Origin of the sequence: Chryseobacterium metallicongregator, from assembly GCF_031324065.1 — a bacterium.
Lineage (GTDB): Bacteria > Bacteroidota > Bacteroidia > Flavobacteriales > Weeksellaceae > Chryseobacterium > Chryseobacterium metallicongregator.
The window spans coordinates 632,997-652,562 of record NZ_JAVIXS010000020.1 but is presented as its reverse complement, the minus strand read 5'-3'; the positions used below and the strand labels follow the sequence as shown (position 1 = coordinate 652,562).

Sequence of the window (19,566 nt, the reverse complement as noted above, 5' to 3'; positions counted from 1 at the left end):
AATAGTTTCGTTCTCATATTAACTTTTTTAAATGTTGGTATAGAACGATGTTTTCAAATATGAGGGATTCCTTGTAAAAAGCAAAGAGTAGTCTCACACTTTAGAGCCATGGGCGACCAAACCCAACTTTAAATCCAAAGATTTATAAAGTTTCAACCTAAAGCTTACGTGAGAACCACTCCATGCCGATACAAAAGTAATGAACTTTTTAGACATGAAGCGATTTCACGGTTCTCTCGGTTGAAAATTGGTCGTTTGGCTCGAGAAAACATCGTTAATTAATGCCATTGGCTTAATTATCAAATCGCTAAAGCAAATATACAAATTAGTTTCCTAATTACAAAATATTAAAACAAAGAAATTATAATTTTATATGAATCATAAGATTGATAAATACATTACTAAAAGAATAAAGGATCTTAATTGGCAAGATAAATCATTAGTAGAAAAGTCTGGTTTATCTAAAGGGCAAATAAGTAAGTTGAAAAATGGCTCTGTAGAAAAGCTATCTGCTGAAACCTTTTATTTATTAGTTACAGCTTTTAAAGATAGTTTTTCAACAGCGATATCTTTCACATATCCTAATTTAAAAGATTATAAGTTGAAAGAGTATAATCAAAAAAAGAGAAATGTTTTTGGCTCAATAATGAGAGAAGTGGAAGTATCTACAAATACCATTGAAGAAATTTCTGCTAAAACAGGTATTTCTGAGGTTAGACTATCTGAGCTATATTTTCGCAAAGGAGCTTTAGAAGCATTTGAATTAATTCTTATTGAAAAGGCAGTAGGAAAGAAATTGGGAGAGCTTTTTGAAAAGCTTTATGGAAATGGTAAATAATATTTTCATTTTCCCTATTCAATTGCAATGTTTTATCTTGTGGTTTCATGACGATACACTATGATTTACTTTTCATAAATTAGTTAAAACTAATAGCTATATTATGAACATTCATATTAAGGCATATCCGGCAAGGATGGAGATTGTCTGTTAATATGCTTCGGCAATGATACTACCAATCAAATACACCGTGATCGACAGCGGATATCCTGAAACTGTTAAGGACTATATAATGAAAGACTTGGAAAAAATTAATAGTGAAGGCTAGGCCTTAGAAAAGTTTAGATCATATACAGGGAGTGGTCAAATTTCTTAGGCGTAATAATTCTTCTAAAATCATTGATATTAACCAAATTTAGCATAATACCTATCGCCATCTTTTCAATGCAGAACCTGATTCTTTTATTGGGCAATATTTAAATAAATTATAGTGTATTAATCCTTTAAGGTAAAATGTTTTATATTTGTATATTCAAACTAAAGAGTTCTTTAGTCAAGAGTTAAGATTTTGCAGATTAAAAATATAGAGTAGTGGCAAATTCGTGGCAATAGTCTGAATTTTATTTTAATTATCCCATATTCAGATAGTTTTTATTGCCAAGTTCGAATCCCTCACTCTCCGCAATAGTTAAATGTAAACCCACTGATAATCAGTGGGTTTTGTTTTTTTTTTTTATTAAAGTTTTCTTCCCCATATTTTCCCTAGATTCTTGATGTATTTAACAAGTGCATTTTCATATATGAAAGCATATTCCTCACTTAATTCTTGTGCTTTTTTAAAATAGGTTCTTTAAAAATGTTCATGTTTTTATAGTTGATGTTATATTTTCTAGAAATTAATAAATTTGTATTGATTAATACGTTAGCTTTCTAATATATCAGGTTCCTTTAAAGCCTTAATAAACTTATGTATCTTGCTGTAATTGGTAGAATCCATGCTGATTTTTAGTGCTTCATCAGCAATATTAGCTTTTTCAAGCATTGGAATGATGTACGATAGATAATGTTGAAAATATGAGCTGATATCTTGTTCATTAACAGCTATTTTATAACCACTTTTACCCGCTTTTGATATGATTAAAATCCCTTTATATCTTAAATCTCTTATATGAATTCTAATATTTTCTAAACTTACTTCCAGATTTAGAACTCTTTTTATCTCATCTTTTAATTCGTAGGTTTCTATTAATCGAGTCGGGAATATTCTTGATATGTATACTAAATGATTAACTATGACACTTTTAACTTTGTCAATATTTCCCTCTTTAAACCTTTCTATTGTCTCTAGAACACTACTATATATTGACTTAGAAACCTTAAAAATTTCTTCATCATCTTCTTGATTTAGAATAGAATTGTAGGGAAAAACAAGTGGTTGAAACAGTTTAGGTTCTAGTGTATTAAATAATTCTTCCCAATTAGCATTTCTTTTAGATTCTGAATAAATCATCATTAATGAATTGGAAATTAAATCAGCTAATTGAATAAGTTCTTCCTCATCATCCCTTTTTAAATGATAACTATTTTCTTGACTAAAAAGGTTAGTTTGAAACTCAGGAATCTTTGTAATTAAATATTTTTTAAGACTGATTTGAAAATCATCATTTCCTGTTGAGTCAATAAAAACATGGAATGATGAAACTTTTCCTGCTAAATCATTTAGTAAAATCCTTTGGAAAAATTTTATAAAGCTGGTTTTAATATCTAAACCTTTACTGAATAGAGCCTTTTTATCAATGACTAAAGAATATATATGAAAATCTAAGTTTTCACATAAGTATTTTAAGATTTTAATCCTCTTTGAAAAATTTTTACTTATTGCTCTATTGCTTGCTTTAATTATATGTCCATCTAGAAACTGCTGACTGATGTAGTTTCTAACTTCTCTAGCTTTGTGTAACTCTGATTCCTTAATAAGAACACAAGCATAAATGAAATGACTTATACCATCATTTTTTGAAGGTGTTCCAGATTCATCACCAAATACATAATATTTCTCCATCTTCTAAGTTTTCATGTGGTTTCTATCAAATATACAATAAACAATGCTTAATTAAAATACTATGTCTTAATTTCCTTTTTAAAAAGCATTTTAACGGAATTAATTATAACTTTTATATTGGAATGAATTTTTAAAATATTAAAACGAAGACTCTTCAGAAATTAATTATAATGTGACATGTTTTTGTCGTTACCCTCATATACTTTTGTCTAAATGTAAGTTTAATACTGGATGTAATTTTCACAATTCAATGAATTTTTGTAGATTTATGAACCTCTAAAAAACACAATATAAGAGTATTTATGATGAAAAAAATACAGATTTTGCCTTTACTGTGTATAAGTATTTATGGATTTGGGCAAATTCCTAAATTTCCCACTTCTCAAGCTCCCACACCAAGCAATCTAGGTAACTTTTCAAATCCAAATTACGGAAGTGCAGCAAGGTCTGTTGCTCCCTCTGTTCCTGATGGTGGTTTATATAATCAAAGAAGTTCACAGATTCAGAAACAGAATGCAAAAATGATGGAAGAAGACTTTAGAAAGGTGGCTCAGGAAGAGGAACTCAGAAATAAACAGGAGAACTATTACAGACAACAAGCCTTAGAAGATTCTTATTATAACCTGCCTTCATTTTCAGGAAAAGCAAGCACACAATCCTATTATGATGCTTACAATCAATTAGCCTTACTCAATACTGACAATTACTCTATAAGTGAAGCCAATTTCATTGTGGAGAATGCCTATTATGGGAATAAACAAAATTATAATCAGTTTAAATCTGGAATTCAGAAAACAGCAAAACAGCTCTTACAGAAAATGAAAGAGAGAAAGCAGAATACTGAAAGCAATACAGATAAAAACCTGATGATTTTTGAATACCTTTCTAAAGGCATGAAGCTGGGAGGAGTTCAGCATAAAGCTGTCAAGTATGATTTTGAAGATTATATGGGTGAAAAGGATTGGAGCAAAATGTTTGTTTCCAAACTCCTTAAAACAGGCTCTGGGCAATGTCATTCAATGCCTTTGTATTATTTAATGCTGGCAGAAGAAATGAATGCAGATGCTCATTTAGCCTTTGCTCCCAACCATACTTATGTGAAGTTTAAGGATGAAGAGCAGGAATGGCAAAATGCAGAGCTTACCAATGGAATATTTACTACAAGCTCAATTATTTTGGAATCAGGCTATATAAAATCAGAAGCTTTGCAGAATGATATTTATATGAAAGAGCAAAACAAAAAAGAACTATTAGCCCAGTTCTATGCAGATTTAGCCAATGGTTATGCCCACAAATACGGAATGGATGAGTTTGTAGGAAAAGCTTTGGATAAAGCACTGGAATACTCACCCAATAACATTTATGCCAACCTGCTAAAATCAACTTTTCAACAGGCTAAACTGGAATATGTAGCAGGGCATTTGGGAATTAAGAACCTTGAAAATCCTGAGGAACTACAAAATATCAGATTTTATCCAAGAGCATTAACTCTATTGCAGGAAACTAAAGCTCAGTTCAATAATATTGACAATCTGGGTTATGTTCCGATGCCTGATGGTGCTTATGAAGAATGGTTGGGGAATATGAAAGGTGAAGCCAACAGGCAGAAAAGTGAAGCTCTTGCTGAAAGAATGAAACAGATTAATGCTGAAAAGCAAAAGCAGAAACAACAGGAAGCTTTGAGAAGGGCCCAGGAACAAAAGAAAAAAGAATCTGAACAACCTAAGGAGAAAGCCCAGTACTTCCCAATAGACCCAAAACATTTATAACAATAATGAAAAGATATTTATCCCAAAAAATTGTACCCCTTTTATTCTTAGTGTTGGTATGGCTAAGTTCAGGAATAGTTAAAGCTCAGAATAACCAGTTTTATAATGATGCCTATCAGACAATTGATAATATGCTGAATGATAAGCAAAAATATAGCTTTAAAGATGCTGTATTCAGTGTGGAGAATGCTTATTTTCAGGGAAAGCTGGATACGGTACAGCTTAATAACGAAATCAGGTTTTTAACAAAATTTGCCAAAGCTATTGTAGCTAATAGGGATTTAAATTACAAACAATCTGATAAAGACAAAGTAAGCAAATATGCAGCAGTATATTCTATTATGTGTCAAACTTTACCTATTGCTATAAAAGATACTGTAATACAATACAAACCTTTTAATTATGACTTTACTGATGTATTTGGACATAATGATATAACCAACTTATTTGTATCAAAATTATTAGCTACCAAGAAAGGGAACTGCAATTCTATGCCTTACCTCTACAAGATATTAGCAGAGGAATTAGGAGAAACAGCCAATTTAGCCTTAGCTCCTAATCATGTATATATCAAACATCAAATTAAATCGGATGGTTGGTATAACACAGAGCTTACCAGTGGCATATTTCCCCAGGATTCATGGCTGATGGCTTCTGGATACATTCATTTGGATGCCATCAAAAATGGGGTGTTTATGAAAGCCCTGAACAACAAAGAAAGCCTTGCTTTATGCCTATTTGATTTAGCACAAGCATACAACAGAAACTTTCCTGATAATGATGGAGATTTTGTGCTAAAAGCAGTTAACAGAGCAATAGAGATTTATCCCAACTTTGCTAAAGCTCTTATCCTTAGGGCTGAAACTCATAAAGCACAGTTTGAAAAACTGATGGATAAACAGAATTTGAGTTCCACCAATCCTGAAAACCTTAAAAAGGTTCAACAAGACCCAAAGGCTAAAGAACTCATGGAGCTTATGACACAGGAATATGGGCATATCTATGAGACAGGCTATCGTCAGATGCCCGAAGAAATGTATTTAGACTGGTTGGTATCTCTTAAAACAGAGAGAAATAAATATGAGAATAAAAAATTATTAAATAACTTTACGAAATAACAAATGACAATGAAAAGAATTATACTTACTGGCTTTGTACTTCTGGCAGGGATTACACAAGCTCAAGTCAAGAAAACCCAAGCTAAGCCAAAAGCTGAAAAGAAATGGGTAAATCCTGTTAAACTTACCAAAGAAGAGAGAAACAGACCTTATATGGATGAGGTATTGAAAACCAGAGATTCCATCACTCCTGAAGAAGCTGAAAGAAGAAGGAAAAATATTGCTATTGGAAATCCTTTTAAAGACCGTGGTTATTATCCTAAAATTGCCACACTGAGCAAAGGGAAGTACTTAGAATTCCATGATATGGATGCTGTTGTTAATATTGGTTCTGTAAAATACAATCGAAAAACCAAGGAGATAACAGAGTTCAGAGAAATAGATTTGAGTGACCCAGATGCACAGCCTTATTTAGATACAGCAGGGAGATGGTTTTCACCTGACCCTTTGAGTGAAGAGCATAGTGATTGGACTCCTTACCGATTTGCTTTTAATAATCCTTTAAGATTTAGTGACCCAACAGGTCTATTGGAAGATGATTATGTATTTAATGAAGAAGGAAAATTTGTTAGAGTTGATGAGAATGATAAACCTGACCAATTAGTTATTGAAAATTCCAAAAGCAAACAACAGACTGTTTATCAATTTAATGACCCTAAAACGGATGTTGCTGCAATTAAATATAACATGAATAAGTTTGGTAGTGATTTCAAAAATCATCAATTTGTATTCTCAATAACCAATGATTGGATGTCTTTTTTTGAAGGAGATTCTGGAATTAGTAAGCAAGGTTACATAGGAAGAAATTTTATGGCACTAACGGAATCAGCAGGTGGAAAAATGGATGCATCTGTTTATAATCTATCTGATTTTTTAATGCAACAAGGAGAGGGAGAAACTTGGAATCCTGCTACTGAAATCTTGAAAGATAAAGGGCCTCTTTACATCTTTCAAGGAGATGGCTATCAGACATACAATCATTTAGATGCTGGGAATTTTATTTGGGGACACTACATGAATGTTTTAGGTTTTTCATTACAAGACACTAAAGATGGAGCTTTAAAATTTAATAGGAATGATAGTAAAGCTGATTTAAGGTCTATGCAAAACGGTTATTTACTCAATAGGTATAAAGGTTTATTTCCTCGTTCAACACCAGTTAAAAATTCAGGGAACTAATTATGAAAAAAAACAAAACTGTAATAGTTATTTTACTTTCAATACTTGCAGTGCTATATATCGGGTATAGGATATTTTTATATTGGAATTACAATGTGAACAAAGAAAAAAAACAGATTGAGACCTGGAATCAAAGAACTCAAAAAAAATAAATGCTATAACAATATTGGAACTAACAAGATGCAATGATATGAAAATGAAAAACTTTTTCCTGTCATTGACATTAGTAATCTGTTTATTAGTAAGATATAATTTATACAGTAAATTAATCCCAAGTTCGATTTATGAAGTCATTAATCCCAGACAATTGCAAGGGCTTTTTAATCTTGGGTATTATTTAGGTCTTATAATACAGGTTGTATTAATTGTTTCAATAGCAGTTAATCATAAAAAAATGAAAATCCAAGATTTCATTATAGTATTGTTGTCTATACTATTTTTGCTTTCCTTTGTTTTTTTTGTATTAACAATCTAGAATTCAATTTTGTAAAGGACTAATTATGGATGAAAATCAAAAGCTTGACATGAAATCTTTTATTGATTATGTAAAAGAAAATCTGGCAACTATCTCTTTGTATATGTCCACTATAGGGGTTGTACATACTTTATCCTATTATTTTTTCTGGAATATCGACATAATTAATTACTTAAATTTAAGTGAGGTTATCCTCCTGAGTGTGCAGTATTTGATGGGGCTTTCATTGACTTGTTTGTTTTTATTAGTAACTCATATTTTTTTGTCTAAAGTCTATATTTTTGATAAAGTTCCTGAGAATAGGGCTCTTAGTATCTTCCTGCTCGTTGGTATTGTGAGTTTTATTATTGTCTCCTGCATTGAAGAGTTTAGAGTAGATGCTTTGGCTACATGGATAATTGGTTATGCAGTAATTTATGCTTATGTTAAAAAAGGAAATATTAAGTTTCAAAAGTTAATTAGGTATTTGGCTGTCATTATGTTATTTTTAACCATAGGCAAAGCCATTCAGGATTTCTATAAAATCAGGTATAGTGGGGAATCGAAACGTGAAAGGTTAATCTTTACAGTTAATAATATCGAGTACAAAGAAGATAAGAATTTGTTACTTGTTGGCATGACGGAAAATTACCTCTTCATGTTTGATAAAGCCAAGAGCAAAAAGCTTATATTTAGAAGAGATGAGATAAAATTTTCAGAGTTAGAAAGCATAAAATAAACCCATTTTCTTCGTTCTGCCTTTTGTTTTTGATAAGTGTTTGTAAATCAGTGTTTAGGTGTGTAAAATAAAGCACTTATGTTGTTACGTATATAGAGAAATAAAAATTCCCCCTAAAATTAGAGGGAATTTCTCTTTTCTAAAACCTCATGAAAGGTCTATGATTGCCTTTCGATTTATAATGAATTTTTATCAGTAATAATAGCTTTGTAATGTGGGAATGTACGGGTAAATCTTAACAGCTCCTCGAAATACCTGTCATACAGTTTAAGGGAGTCGTGTTTATCCTTTTTTATTTCATTTTCAAGTGATTATGTGATAGGGTAATTGCTCCTCCTATGAAAAATTTGCATACCTGAAGAGAATCGTATTTGTTTTCATGCAAGACAACCATCAATTCATCTTTTCTTCTAATTCCCGCTTCAAAGTAGAAATCCGCTCATCTTTATCATTGTGATGCCAGCCCGGAGCATTGAATATATACCCCAATTTCGCTTTCCATGTAGGTGCATTCCGGACATCCTTTATCATATTTCCAAACTCATCAAAGACGATATGAAAAACATTATAAGTATGAATGTTATGATAGATTCCGTAATCCGTCGTTTTCTTTTCTTCCGCTTTGTACGTGCCGAAAAGATGATCCCAAATCATCAAAATACCCCCATAGTTATTATCTAAATCCTTAATTTTTCGGGAATGATGCACCCGATGGTTGGATGGAGAATTGAATACTTTATCGAACCACCCTAATTTTCCAATAGCATTGGTATGCGGCCAAAATTGAAAAATCAGGTTAAATTGATGCATCATAGCAATCATAATAGGATGAAAACCAATAATAATAAAAGGGATATACCAAATGTCTCGATATATGATTTCAAACCACCCTTGACGTAATGCAATAGCAAGACTCAAATGATTAGCCGAATGATGATTGACATGACCTGTCCAAAATAATCTGATTTTATGACTCAACCGATGATGCCAGTAAAAGCCAAAATCCTGAACAATCATAACCAATAACCAAAGCCACCAGTGATCCGCATGCCATTTTAAAGTGAAGAATTTATTGAAATCTTTGATCCCGAAAATATCAGTAAGTCTAAAATGATTGTAAATCCAAAAAAAGTAGGACAATGAAATAGCTTTCATCCCAAAGTCTAATATTACTGCCCCTATCCCCAATCCGATACTCGATACATTATCTTTGATGAGTCTTTTTGTGAATACTTTTTGAGGAATCTGATACAAAAATATTTCCCCTACTATCAACAAGATAAACACAGGAATAAAATAAGTAACAGGATCAGTAAAATCCAATGGACAGAATAGCCCAATACTATGAAAAAATCGGTTATCTTTTCTTTTCATAAGGCTTCACTTTATCGAATAATTCTGTTCTTTTTTCAATACCAACCACTCCCAACACCAATATCAATTGGGCTAAAACATAAGTAATCATCACAACAAGTTCTTTCCCAATACTATGCTGTACGAAAATATTAATGGCCAATACAGAATCTGATATTACAAACAAAACAGCTCCCAGGATTAATAATGAAGAATAAGTTCTGATACTAAAATACAGCATCGTAGCAATGGTAATTCCGTAAATTACCACGGGTATCTTCATTTCGTTTAAATAAGGATATATATAGTAAATAAATGAACCTAAATATAGAAAAACAAAGGGAAGCCAACTCCATGCATTTTTCTTTTTAATCTTAAAAAAATAAGCGATGTAACAAATATGAGCCAATAAAAAGCTTCCCAAACCGGGCATAAATCCCCATCCAAATAACAAAAACACATCACCCAAAAAGCTCAAAATTAATCCAGATAAAAACCATTGGTTGATCCGAAATACATTTTGTTGAGAATAAGTAAAATAAAACCAGATAATAATAGGTAACAACAGTGGCTTGGTAAAAAATCGCCAGGAACTATGATCCATAGCTATAAATATTAAATCAAATGCAAAAACAATGGCAAGAAGGACTAATAACAATTTGATATTCACAGACTTTATCATGGTACTTTTTTATTGCAATCTTTTAATTATCTTTTTTCTTGTTACAATATGGGTATATCTCAGGTTTGTGCCAAGTTATTCTATATGTGGCACTTAGCTCAGATTGTTAAATTACAAATAAAATTGAGATAAAATACTTTTGAAATATAAAAATACAATGCATCACACTTTAGTTTATTTTATGTTTTAGAAATAGACTATTATTATTAGAAATATTATTTAAGTTTATACAGTTTAATCACAACGGAAAGGCTTATGAAGTTCAGGCTACAGCACCAGGTATGGATAAAAATGATTTTCATCAGCGAAGGAAGATCGTAAAGAGACAAAAGATGAAAATTTCACAAGAAGAGAATTCAGTTACCAATCTATCAAAAAAGTTTTGAGCTTCCAAAAGATGTTGTGGATCAGGATAATATTAATGCAAAATATGAAAATGGCCTTTTAATGTTAACCATCCCGAAAAAAGAAGATGCGAAGCGGAAACCACCAAGAATGATTAAAATATCTTAGAAATAACTACAAAATTGGCTACCAAAAGAGTAGCCAATTTTTTTTTATTTTTGAAAATACAGACAGATTAACTTACATCTTTGAATTATTTGATTCAAAGATGTATTACAATATTATATTCTCTTACTCTACCCAGAAATATCCCACAGAGTATGTTTGGGCTTTCCCCGCCACAATTACCCTTTCGTTTTTGTTCTCACAATAGAGCTGTCCGCCTCTTTCAGAGATCTGACGAGCAAAAAGCTTATCTTTTCCTAATCTTGATGACCAGAAGGGAATCAGTGAACAGTGTGCAGAGCCGGTAACCGGATCTTCAAGAATGGAGGATTGTGAGGTGAAATATCTTGAGACAAAATCACAATCAGTACCCGCTGCTGTTACTACAACGCCGCCAGGATCCAGATTGATAAGATCAAAAACGGATCTTTCAATGTTGATATTCTTTATATCTTCTTCAGAATCGTATACCAGTACATAATCTCTTGATTTTAAGACTTCTTTCGGCTGTATAGTAAGTGATCTGGATATAATATCCGGAAGAGCAGAGGCTTCGGGCATTCTTGATGGAAAATCCATATAATACATTCCATCTTTAACATCTACTGTCAGTTCACCACTTTTGGTTTCAAAAATGATTCTATTACCCTGATAATGTAAGAGGGAAACAAGACAATGAGCGGTAGCAAGAGTAGCATGCCCACATAAATCCATCTCTATTTCAGGGGTAAACCATCTTAAGTGAATGGTATCACCGTTATCAATGAAAAAAGCGGTTTCTGCTACTGCATTTTCACGGGCTATTTTTAAAAGGGTTTCATCTGGTAACCAGTTTTTTAATGGAACAACACAGGCAGGATTTCCATGGAAAACAGATTCTGTAAAAGCATCTATCTGATATAATTCTAACTTCATAGGTTGTGAAAAATTTGTGAAGAATAAAGATAGTTCATTTCCTGCAGGAAGTCCTCTGATATTCATGAGAAAAATATTTCAGATTCTATTTTTATACAAATAAATAATGACTTTTTATGGTCCTGTTTTGTAATAATTTTTCCACACTAAAATGGAGATTTATTTACATCTATTTTTTCAAAAAGGATTTCTGAAAATTTAGCTTTGTACTAAATAAAACGGGAAACAATGAAAAAATATAATCATGATTTTCTTCATTCAAGTCTTTCGGGAATACCCATGGTTAAAGTCTTCAATCTTTTGAAAAGACTCTGAATCGGCAATTGTTTTCCTAAGATTTCTTCACTTCATTAATAACTCATAATCAAATAATAATGTTTAAAAACTTTACTACATTATCAGCAGCAGTGGCTTTGCTCTCTTACGGTATTGTGTCTGCTCAAAGTGTCGGGATCAATACAGCTCAACCAGGTTCAACACTGGACGTAAACGGATCTTTAGCTGCGAAATACAGTGCTGTTACTTCCGCAGCTTATACAATGACTTCTGCAGATTTTCATATCTCGTATAACGGAACTACTAATGCTGCTTTTACATTACCAACAGCAATATCTGGTACAGGTAATTTCAAAGGCCGTATGTATACCATCAGAAATAATACGGCTTTTACCATTACAATAACTCCTTCAGCTTCAGAAACAATTAATGGTAATGCAAGTATGGCAGTAGGTCCTAATCAGAGTCTTCAGCTGATCAGTACAGGTCTTACGGGAGCTGCTTCTACATGGGATATCTCAGGAAGCGCAAATGTAACGGCAAGCAACGGCCTTACAGCTGTAGGGCAGGAGGTGAGACTTGGCGGTACACTTTTACAGAATACAGCCATTGATTATTTGGACAAAGCATTATATTTCAGAAGCAATGTAGATGGTGCAGGACTGACATCCATCAGCAATACGAATTCCGGAACTAATGCTTCCGCTCTTTTAAGGCTCACGAATGATGTGGGAACTTCTATGGATATGTTTCTTAATTCTTCCACCAAAACAACTGAAGGTGGAGCTAATGCAGGAATCATAAACAATATTGGAGGAGCGCTAACGATAGCAGGAAATAATAATGTTGCCCAGTTGAAGCTCAGCCAGGCGAATGGAGGAGATTACCTTTTTAACGGAGACAGAAAGCTTAACTTCAATGGAGACGGTGATATTACAGCTTTTGGGACTGCCGGCAATTCAGTGAATGCTTTCAATGGTCTTCTTACTTTAAAAGGAAACAGTAATAATCCTGCATTTGCTCAGGTAACACTTGGCACTAAAGGTCTTAGATACTATTATGGTAACAGTGTTAACAGTATGCTTGACATCGATGGTAATGGAGATATCAATATGAACAGACCGGAAGTTGGTGGTATTGGTGGAAATAAAGTGGCAGCCACCAAAGGACATCTTGATTTAAGCGGATACAATACGCTGAATGGCTCTGTAACCCAGATTTATCTTGGGGCGGAAGGATTCAAGTACAGCTACAACGGAAGCACTAAGGTGACAATTGATGGTAACGGGTTGGTGAGTGCTGCAGGTGGTTTTGTCAATACTTCGGATATGCGTCTGAAAACCCAGATTAAAGAAATAGGCTATGGTCTCAGTACCATTATGGCATTACAGCCGAAACAATACGAGCTGTCAGCCAATAATCAGATTAAAGAAGGTAAACCGGCTGTAAATCCGACACAGAAGACTCAGCATAAAATAGGATTCCTGGCACAGGATCTCTATAAAATAATTCCTGAAGCCGTCTATAAACCAAAAGATGATACCAGAGAAGCCTGGGCTGTTGACTACGCTTCACTTGTTCCTGCCCTTACAAAAGCTATTCAGGATCAGCAGGCTGAGATAGAAGAACAGAAAACCAAAATCAAAAAAATAGAAGCAGAAATGGAAGCCATCAAAAAGAAACTGGGATTGTAATAAACTGGTGCAATATTTTGGACTTAAAGTTATTGCATTTCCGATTCTAAGAACACACACTAAAAAGAATACCTTATCCTGTTGGAAGACTATTTTAATAAAACATTCCCTCTGTTTTTATTAAAATATTCCGGGATTTAGGGTTTAAAATATTCAAATTTTTTATTTTCCAATACGTCGCAAAAGCCTGCTATCTGCAGGCTTTTGTATTAATGAATCTGGTTTTACAAATAATCTTATTTCAGGTTTTCCTTAAAAAAAACATCCAGTTTATCGAAAGGGATAATTTCTGTTTTGTCGTAAAGATCTGTATGTACAGCGTCAGGAATGATTATTAACTCCTTAGGTTCGGCAGCCATCTTGTAAGCGTCCTCACTGAAGTATCTGGAATGTGCTTTTTCTCCGGCAATAATCAGTACTGGACGGGGAGAAATTTCTTTGATATAGGTGAGTAATGGCATATTCATAAAAGAGAGTGCATTGGTTGCATTCCAGGAACCAATTGAGTTTAATGAACGTTTATGAAACCCTCTCGGAGTACGGTAGTAATCAAAGTATTCTTTTACAAACTGAGGTTCATCTCCTTTCAGTTTTTCAGCATTCAGCCTTGGTCCGGGCTGAAATGTTCCCTTTTCTGCATCTTTCCAGCGTTGTTCACCAAGTTGCTGTAACAATTGCGTACGCTGTTCCGGAGTGATGGCGTCATAATATCCTCTGGACATTACCCGTGACATATCATACATACTGGTTGTTGCAACCGCTTTTATCCGTTGATCCACTGCTGCAGCATTTAATGCAAACCCTCCGAATCCGCATATTCCGATAATTCCTATATGGTTTCTGTCCACTTCTTTCTGTAATTCCAGAAAATCTACTGCAGCACTGAAATCTTCCGTATTGATATCAGGAGATGCCACACTTCTCGGTTCTCCGCCACTTTCCCCGGTATACGACGGATCAAATGCCAATACAATAAATCCACGTTCTGCCATCTGATTGGCATAGAGACCGGATGACTGTTCTTTTACTGCCCCAAAAGGTCCGCTTATGGCAATAGCTGATAGCCCTTTATTTTTAACGAGGGATAAAGGACTGTATAGATCACCGGTAAGTAATATTCCGTAACGATTTTTAAAATGTACTTTTTTACGGATAACATTGTCACTCAGTTTAAAAGTATAGAGTTCGTTTTTTTCTGTATTTTTCATTTTCTTTTCATTTTGCTGTGCATAAGCTTTTCCTGTTAACAGCAATGCAAATGCTGTTAAAATTGTCCATTTTTTCATGGGAATATTTCTTTAGATAGGTTTAATGATTTTTGCAGGAACTCCTCCCGCAATGACATTGTCCGGAATGTCTTTATTGACAACTGCTCCGGCAGCTATTACACTATTCTCGCCTATGGTAACTCCGGAAAGAATGGTTGCGTTAGCTCCAATCCATGCATTCTTTTTAATATGAATACGTCCGGGAATAAGAGAGTGGCGGTTTACTGAAGAAACAGGATGTGTTTCAGAAAGTAAACTGACGTTGGGAGCGATTAAAACATGATCTTCTATTGTAATACCTCCCAGATCAAGAAATGTACAGCCGAAATTGATGAACACGTTTTTACCGATTTTTGTATTCTTTCCGTAATTGATATATAATGGAGTAAAGATGGTCGTGCTTTCTTCGATGTATTTACTGGTGATCTGACCTAGAAACTCCCTGATTTCTGCCGGATCAGAAGAACTGTTCATTCTGATCAGTAATTTCTTTGTTTCAAAAGAGGCTTCACGCATTCTGAAGGCCTGCGGATCATCTGCAGGAATTGTTTCCCCTTCTGTGAGCCGTTCAAAAATATCCTGTGTTTTCATTATCATTTATTTACAGGACAAAATTAAAAAGTGAACCTCACAGTACTATTACTGCGAGGCTCAAATAACTTTTCTCTGAAGCTCAGGTTAAATTTCCTTCGGTGAAAATCCGTATTGTTTTTTGAATGCTGTGGAAAAGTGTGAAGGATTTTTAAATCCAACCTCTACATAAACATCCTGTACTTTCCTGCCTTCGTTTTTCAGTTTGAAATAGGCGGCTTCAAGACGTTTTCTGATCAGCCATTTTTGCGGGCTCAGGTCACTTATCTTTTGGAAATCACGCTTGAAAGTGGCAAGACTGCGGCCGGTATAGGAAGCAATTTGTTCCATGGTAAGCTCATCCATATAATTTTCATTCATGAACTCCATAATATCAATTTTCCACGGCTCTGTAAAATCAAACAAAATAGGAAAAAAGATCTCTGAATGATTGAGTAAGGCGTAGATTCCTTCCTGTAATTTAAGATGAACAACCCCTTCAGTCGGTCTTGTATTCTCCTCAAAATAAGGAGTAAGCGATTGAAATAGGCTTGTAATATCGGCACGCGGTTCTATTTTAAATACATTTTCTTCAGAAAAATGAACCTTCTGAGGCAGATCCGATTTATTTAGTTTATGATAAAAATCCCGGAGTAAGTTACGGTTAAAGGTTAATGAAATACCCTTGTAAAGTTCATCACCTTTACTGTTTTTATACATTAGCAGACGATGGTTACGCCGTATAAAAGCACATTCTCCTGCTGTTATGGTTATTTTTGTATTCCGGTCTTCAATGATTTGTTCTCCTGAATACAAATAGAGCAGTACATGTTCGGGAGTTGCATGAATACATTTTTCACTGTAATCCGAAAAACAGGAAAAAAATATTCCTGAGTAATTTATGGTTTTCAATAGGTCAGTCTGTTCCATCTTGTGCTAAAAATATAAGGTCTGTAATAACAAAGTTAGTTATTAAATGCTAAGTTTTCTTTTCTTTACGGCTCAATATATATTTCTTAGAAGCTCATCAATCAATTTATCTGCAGGTTATTTTTTGATGGTTGCAATTGTTCTTCATCATTGTAATTCATTATATTAGCTGCCTAAAGTATTAATTTGCACTTATTATGTGTGTATACCTATAAGGTGCAAGATCTATTTTCACAGAAAAACATTAACCACAAAGAATTTAACCATGAAGCAGACTGTTCTTACAGCATTCTTTTTCTTGTTTGTATTGGGTGTAAAAGCACAAAAACAATCTATTTCCTCTGATACAATTTCTATTTTTTTTGATGAGCTAAACACCGCTTCAAAAAAGAATATCGGACTTTGGAACAAAGATTTATATGGTCCTATGATGTTAATCGATCCGAAAACCAGGGAATTTTTTGCCAACGAGCCGGATTCGGAGGGAATTCTGAAACGTAATGGCACTATCTATTCCGGAGTTTTGCCTGCTGCTGTCAACATCGCAAATACCGCTATGAATTGGGGTGGAAAAAGATGGGCAATGATCATGCTTCCTCTTTCTCAAAATAAGGAAAACAGGATTAATCTTTTGGCTCATGAGTCTTTTCACAGCATTCAGCCTTCATTGGGATTTACTCTTAACAATGCAGAAAATAATCATCTGGATCAGAAAGAAGGGAGGATTTACCTTCGTCTCGAATTGGAAGCGCTAAAGCAGGCAGTCCGATCATCTTCAGAAAAGGAATATACCCATCACCTCACCAATGCATTGACCTTTAGAAAATATAGGAATAGGCTTTACAAAGGTTCAGAGACTACAGAAAACCTGCTGGAACTGAATGAAGGAATTGCTGAGTTTACAGGGCTGATTGTGAGTGGCAGAAATAAAGATCAGACAGGATTATATCTTTTGAATGGCATTGATGGTTTTATGAAAAATCCAACATTTGTACGTTCATTTGCTTATTATACAACACCTGTTTATGGATATTTGCTGTATCTTAAAGATCCGGACTGGAACAAAAAAATTAATGCAAAAACTGATCTGACCGGCTATTTCATTAAAGCATTTGATATAAGGATTCAGACTGACCTGCAAAAAGCAGTTGAAAAACTATCTGACAATTATAATGGTACATCAATTATAAAACAGGAAACCGATAGAGAAGAACAAATGAAAAAACGTATTGCTGAATACAAACTTAAATTCATTCAACAGCCTCACTTTGAAGTCAAATTTGAAAAAATGAATGTTTCGTTTGATCCAAGAAATATTGTGCCTGTAGAAGATCAAGGGACAGTATATCCCAATATCCGGATTACTGATTTGTGGGGTATTCTGACAGTTGAAAATGGAGCATTGATGAGCCCCAACTGGGATAAAATTTCAATATCAAATCCAGTGAAAACTGAAAATAAAAAAGTATCAGGGGATGGGTGGATCCTTGAACTGACAGACGGCTATACCATAGCTAAAGATGAAGACAATGGAAATTATAAATTGATTAAGAACTGATATCCATAAAAAAGCATCACTATTTCGGTGATGCTTCTTATTTTGTAATAAGATTAATGATACCATTTCTTTTTCAAGAATAAACTGGCTTTTACCAGAAGTATTAAAACCGGAACCTCTACCAATGGACCAATCACGCCTACAAATGCCTGCGGTGAATGAATGCCAAAGACTGAGATGGCCACAGCAATAGCCAGTTCAAAATTATTTCCGGTAGCAGTAAAGGCTATAGATGCATTTTTATCATAAGAGACTTTTAATGTTTTGTTGATCATAAAACTTATAAAAAACATCAAAACAAAATAGATAACCAATGGGACGGCTACTTTGATGACATCCATTGGTAATTCCAGTATTTTAGAACCTTTTAAGCTAAACATCAGTACGATGGTAAATAACAAGGCATACAATGTCACAGGAGATACCTTAGGCACAAATTTTCTGTTATACCAGTCTTTACCTTTTGATTTAATCAGGAAATAACGACTAAGAAATCCTGCCAGAAAAGGAATTCCCAGATAAATCAATACGCTTTCTGTGATGTCCCTCATAGAAACATTCACATTAAAGCTTGCCAGACCAAGTTGAGTAGGAAGTACATTGATAAACAGCCAAACCAGAAAACTGTAAGTGAACACCTGAAAGATACTGTTTAAGGCCACCAATAATGCTGCATATTCTCTGTTTCCTTTGGCGAGATCATTCCAGACAATAACCATGGCAATACATCTGGCCAATCCAATGAGAATTAAGCCTGACATATAATCAGGTTCATGTCTTAAAAAAAGGATGGCAAGACCAAACATCAGAACCGGGCCAATAATCCAGTTGAGCAATAAAGAAATGCTGATTACTTTTTTATCTTTAAAAACCAACGGCAGAAGAGTATAGTCAACCTTAGCTAATGGCGGATACATCATCAAAATGAGTCCGATGGCCAGAGGAATATTAGTAGTACCCACCGACTGTGAATTGATAATAGTAGGAATGACCGGGAAAAAATGTCCCAAAGCAATTCCTATCCCCATAGCCAGAAAGATCCATAAGGTAAGATAACGGTCAAGAAATTTTAATCTGGGCTGCATGATTATTTTTTGATTTTAGAAAAAACATAAAACATTTCTGTTGCAATTTGTAAGCTTCTTTCAGTATATACTGCTGTTTGTTCCGGTGTATGATCTGAAATCTTAGGATCTTCAAATGTGATCGGAATTCTTTTTTCTGCACCGGGAATAAAAGGACATCCACCATCTGCCTGCGAACAGGTCATAATTGCTGCAAATCCCGAAACAGGATTGAACAGACTCTCGTATTTTTTTGAAAAGCCAATTATTGGAAGGCTGTTATCATCATATTTTATAGCATATACAGGATTGGTTGTATCGGCAATGCCGAAAATTGAAAAGCCCTGTTCTGCTAAAACTTCCGCGATCTTAGGAAATAATGCCGTTGTTTCCGTTCCTCCGGAATAGCAATGGACTTGCGGAATGGTAAAGAAAGAAGCTGCCACCTGTGCCCAAATCTGTGCCAGATGGCTTCGTCGGGAATTGTGGGTGCAGATAAAATTCAGGTTGATTTCTTGGCTATCATCCACTTTTTGCTGTATAAAACTGATCAATGGTTTCAAAACCTCTTTTCTATCGGTATCTATAGCGTCCCATTTCAGAGATTGAACCGTATTTAATAATTCTTGATACATAATTTATTCGTA

At 34.1% G+C, this 19,566-nt stretch carries 17 protein-coding genes; 8 read left to right on the top strand and 9 right to left on the bottom strand.

Translation table 11 applies throughout. The features are described from left to right. Nucleotides 1-373 precede the first annotated feature (373 nt). Nucleotides 374-838, top strand: coding sequence for a transcriptional regulator (locus tag REB14_RS20890; RefSeq protein ID WP_309523188.1), 465 nt, complete (start codon nt 374-376; stop codon nt 836-838). A gap of 862 nt (nt 839-1,700) precedes the next feature. On the opposite strand, the gene REB14_RS20885 is transcribed toward REB14_RS20890, so the two are convergent. Then, nucleotides 1,701-2,840 carry a DUF3800 domain-containing protein gene (locus REB14_RS20885; RefSeq protein ID WP_309523187.1) on the bottom strand — a complete coding sequence of 380 codons (1,140 nt, stop codon included), beginning with the start codon at nt 2,838-2,840 and terminating at the stop codon, nt 1,701-1,703. A gap of 302 nt (nt 2,841-3,142) precedes the next feature. Here REB14_RS20885 and REB14_RS20880 point away from each other — a divergent pair, with 302 nt between their 5' ends. From REB14_RS20880 to REB14_RS20865, 4 genes are all read left to right on the top strand, one after another. After that, nucleotides 3,143-4,609 (top strand): hypothetical protein, encoded by a 1,467-nt coding sequence (locus REB14_RS20880; RefSeq protein WP_309523186.1) that lies wholly within the window; start codon nt 3,143-3,145, stop codon nt 4,607-4,609. A 5-nt stretch (nt 4,610-4,614) separates the two neighbouring features. After that, a complete protein-coding gene (locus REB14_RS20875; protein WP_309523185.1) occupies nt 4,615-5,727 on the top strand; it encodes a tetratricopeptide repeat protein in 1,113 nt (370 codons plus the stop codon). 9 nt (nt 5,728-5,736) lie between these two features. After that, a complete protein-coding gene (locus tag REB14_RS20870; RefSeq protein WP_309523184.1) occupies nt 5,737-6,906 on the top strand; it encodes a hypothetical protein in 1,170 nt (389 codons plus the stop codon). A gap of 500 nt (nt 6,907-7,406) precedes the next feature. Next, complete coding sequence (locus REB14_RS20865) at nt 7,407-8,099, top strand: hypothetical protein (protein ID WP_309523183.1); 693 nt, start codon at nt 7,407-7,409, stop codon at nt 8,097-8,099. A 393-nt stretch (nt 8,100-8,492) separates the two neighbouring features. Here REB14_RS20865 and REB14_RS20860 read toward each other — a convergent pair whose 3' ends face one another. Continuing rightward, on the bottom strand, nt 8,493-9,473 hold the full coding sequence (locus REB14_RS20860) for a sterol desaturase family protein (RefSeq protein WP_309523182.1): 981 nt from the start codon (nt 9,471-9,473) through the stop codon (nt 8,493-8,495). Continuing rightward, nucleotides 9,457-10,056 carry a lysoplasmalogenase gene (locus tag REB14_RS20855; protein ID WP_309523181.1) on the bottom strand — a complete coding sequence of 200 codons (600 nt, stop codon included), beginning with the start codon at nt 10,054-10,056 and terminating at the stop codon, nt 9,457-9,459. Before REB14_RS20855 ends, REB14_RS20860 begins: the two co-directional genes overlap by 17 nt. A gap of 480 nt (nt 10,057-10,536) precedes the next feature. Here REB14_RS20855 and REB14_RS20850 point away from each other — a divergent pair, with 480 nt between their 5' ends. Next, a complete protein-coding gene (locus tag REB14_RS20850; RefSeq protein ID WP_309523180.1) occupies nt 10,537-10,647 on the top strand; it encodes an Hsp20 family protein in 111 nt (36 codons plus the stop codon). A 123-nt stretch (nt 10,648-10,770) separates the two neighbouring features. Here REB14_RS20850 and REB14_RS20845 read toward each other — a convergent pair whose 3' ends face one another. Next, entirely contained in the window at nt 10,771-11,559 is a 789-nt protein-coding gene (locus REB14_RS20845) for a PhzF family phenazine biosynthesis protein (RefSeq protein ID WP_079243892.1), read from the bottom strand. A gap of 374 nt (nt 11,560-11,933) precedes the next feature. On the opposite strand from REB14_RS20845, the gene REB14_RS20840 reads away from it, so the two are divergent. Then, nucleotides 11,934-13,529, top strand: a complete 1,596-nt coding sequence (locus tag REB14_RS20840; RefSeq protein WP_309523179.1) for a tail fiber domain-containing protein — start codon at nt 11,934-11,936, stop codon at nt 13,527-13,529. 236 nt (nt 13,530-13,765) lie between these two features. Here REB14_RS20840 and REB14_RS20835 read toward each other — a convergent pair whose 3' ends face one another. From REB14_RS20835 to REB14_RS20825, 3 genes are all read right to left on the bottom strand, one after another. Next, complete coding sequence (locus REB14_RS20835; protein ID WP_309523178.1) at nt 13,766-14,815, bottom strand: alpha/beta hydrolase; 1,050 nt, start codon at nt 14,813-14,815, stop codon at nt 13,766-13,768. Nucleotides 14,816-14,827: 12 nt separating this feature from the next. Next, nucleotides 14,828-15,394 carry a sugar O-acetyltransferase gene (locus REB14_RS20830; RefSeq protein WP_079241262.1) on the bottom strand — a complete coding sequence of 189 codons (567 nt, stop codon included), beginning with the start codon at nt 15,392-15,394 and terminating at the stop codon, nt 14,828-14,830. A gap of 81 nt (nt 15,395-15,475) precedes the next feature. After that, nucleotides 15,476-16,297, bottom strand: coding sequence for a helix-turn-helix domain-containing protein (locus REB14_RS20825; protein WP_079241263.1), 822 nt, complete (start codon nt 16,295-16,297; stop codon nt 15,476-15,478). Nucleotides 16,298-16,562: 265 nt separating this feature from the next. Between REB14_RS20825 and REB14_RS20820 the strand changes: the two genes are divergently transcribed. Next, nucleotides 16,563-17,855: a hypothetical protein gene (locus tag REB14_RS20820; RefSeq protein WP_309523177.1), complete on the top strand. Its 1,293-nt coding sequence runs from the start codon at nt 16,563-16,565 to the stop codon at nt 17,853-17,855. Between the two features lie 53 nt (nt 17,856-17,908). Here REB14_RS20820 and arsB read toward each other — a convergent pair whose 3' ends face one another. Further along, nucleotides 17,909-18,940, bottom strand: a complete 1,032-nt coding sequence (arsB, locus tag REB14_RS20815) for an ACR3 family arsenite efflux transporter (protein ID WP_079241265.1) — start codon at nt 18,938-18,940, stop codon at nt 17,909-17,911. 2 nt (nt 18,941-18,942) lie between these two features. Continuing rightward, nucleotides 18,943-19,554: an arsenate-mycothiol transferase ArsC gene (locus REB14_RS20810; RefSeq protein ID WP_079241266.1), complete on the bottom strand. Its 612-nt coding sequence runs from the start codon at nt 19,552-19,554 to the stop codon at nt 18,943-18,945. Nucleotides 19,555-19,566 lie beyond the last annotated feature (12 nt).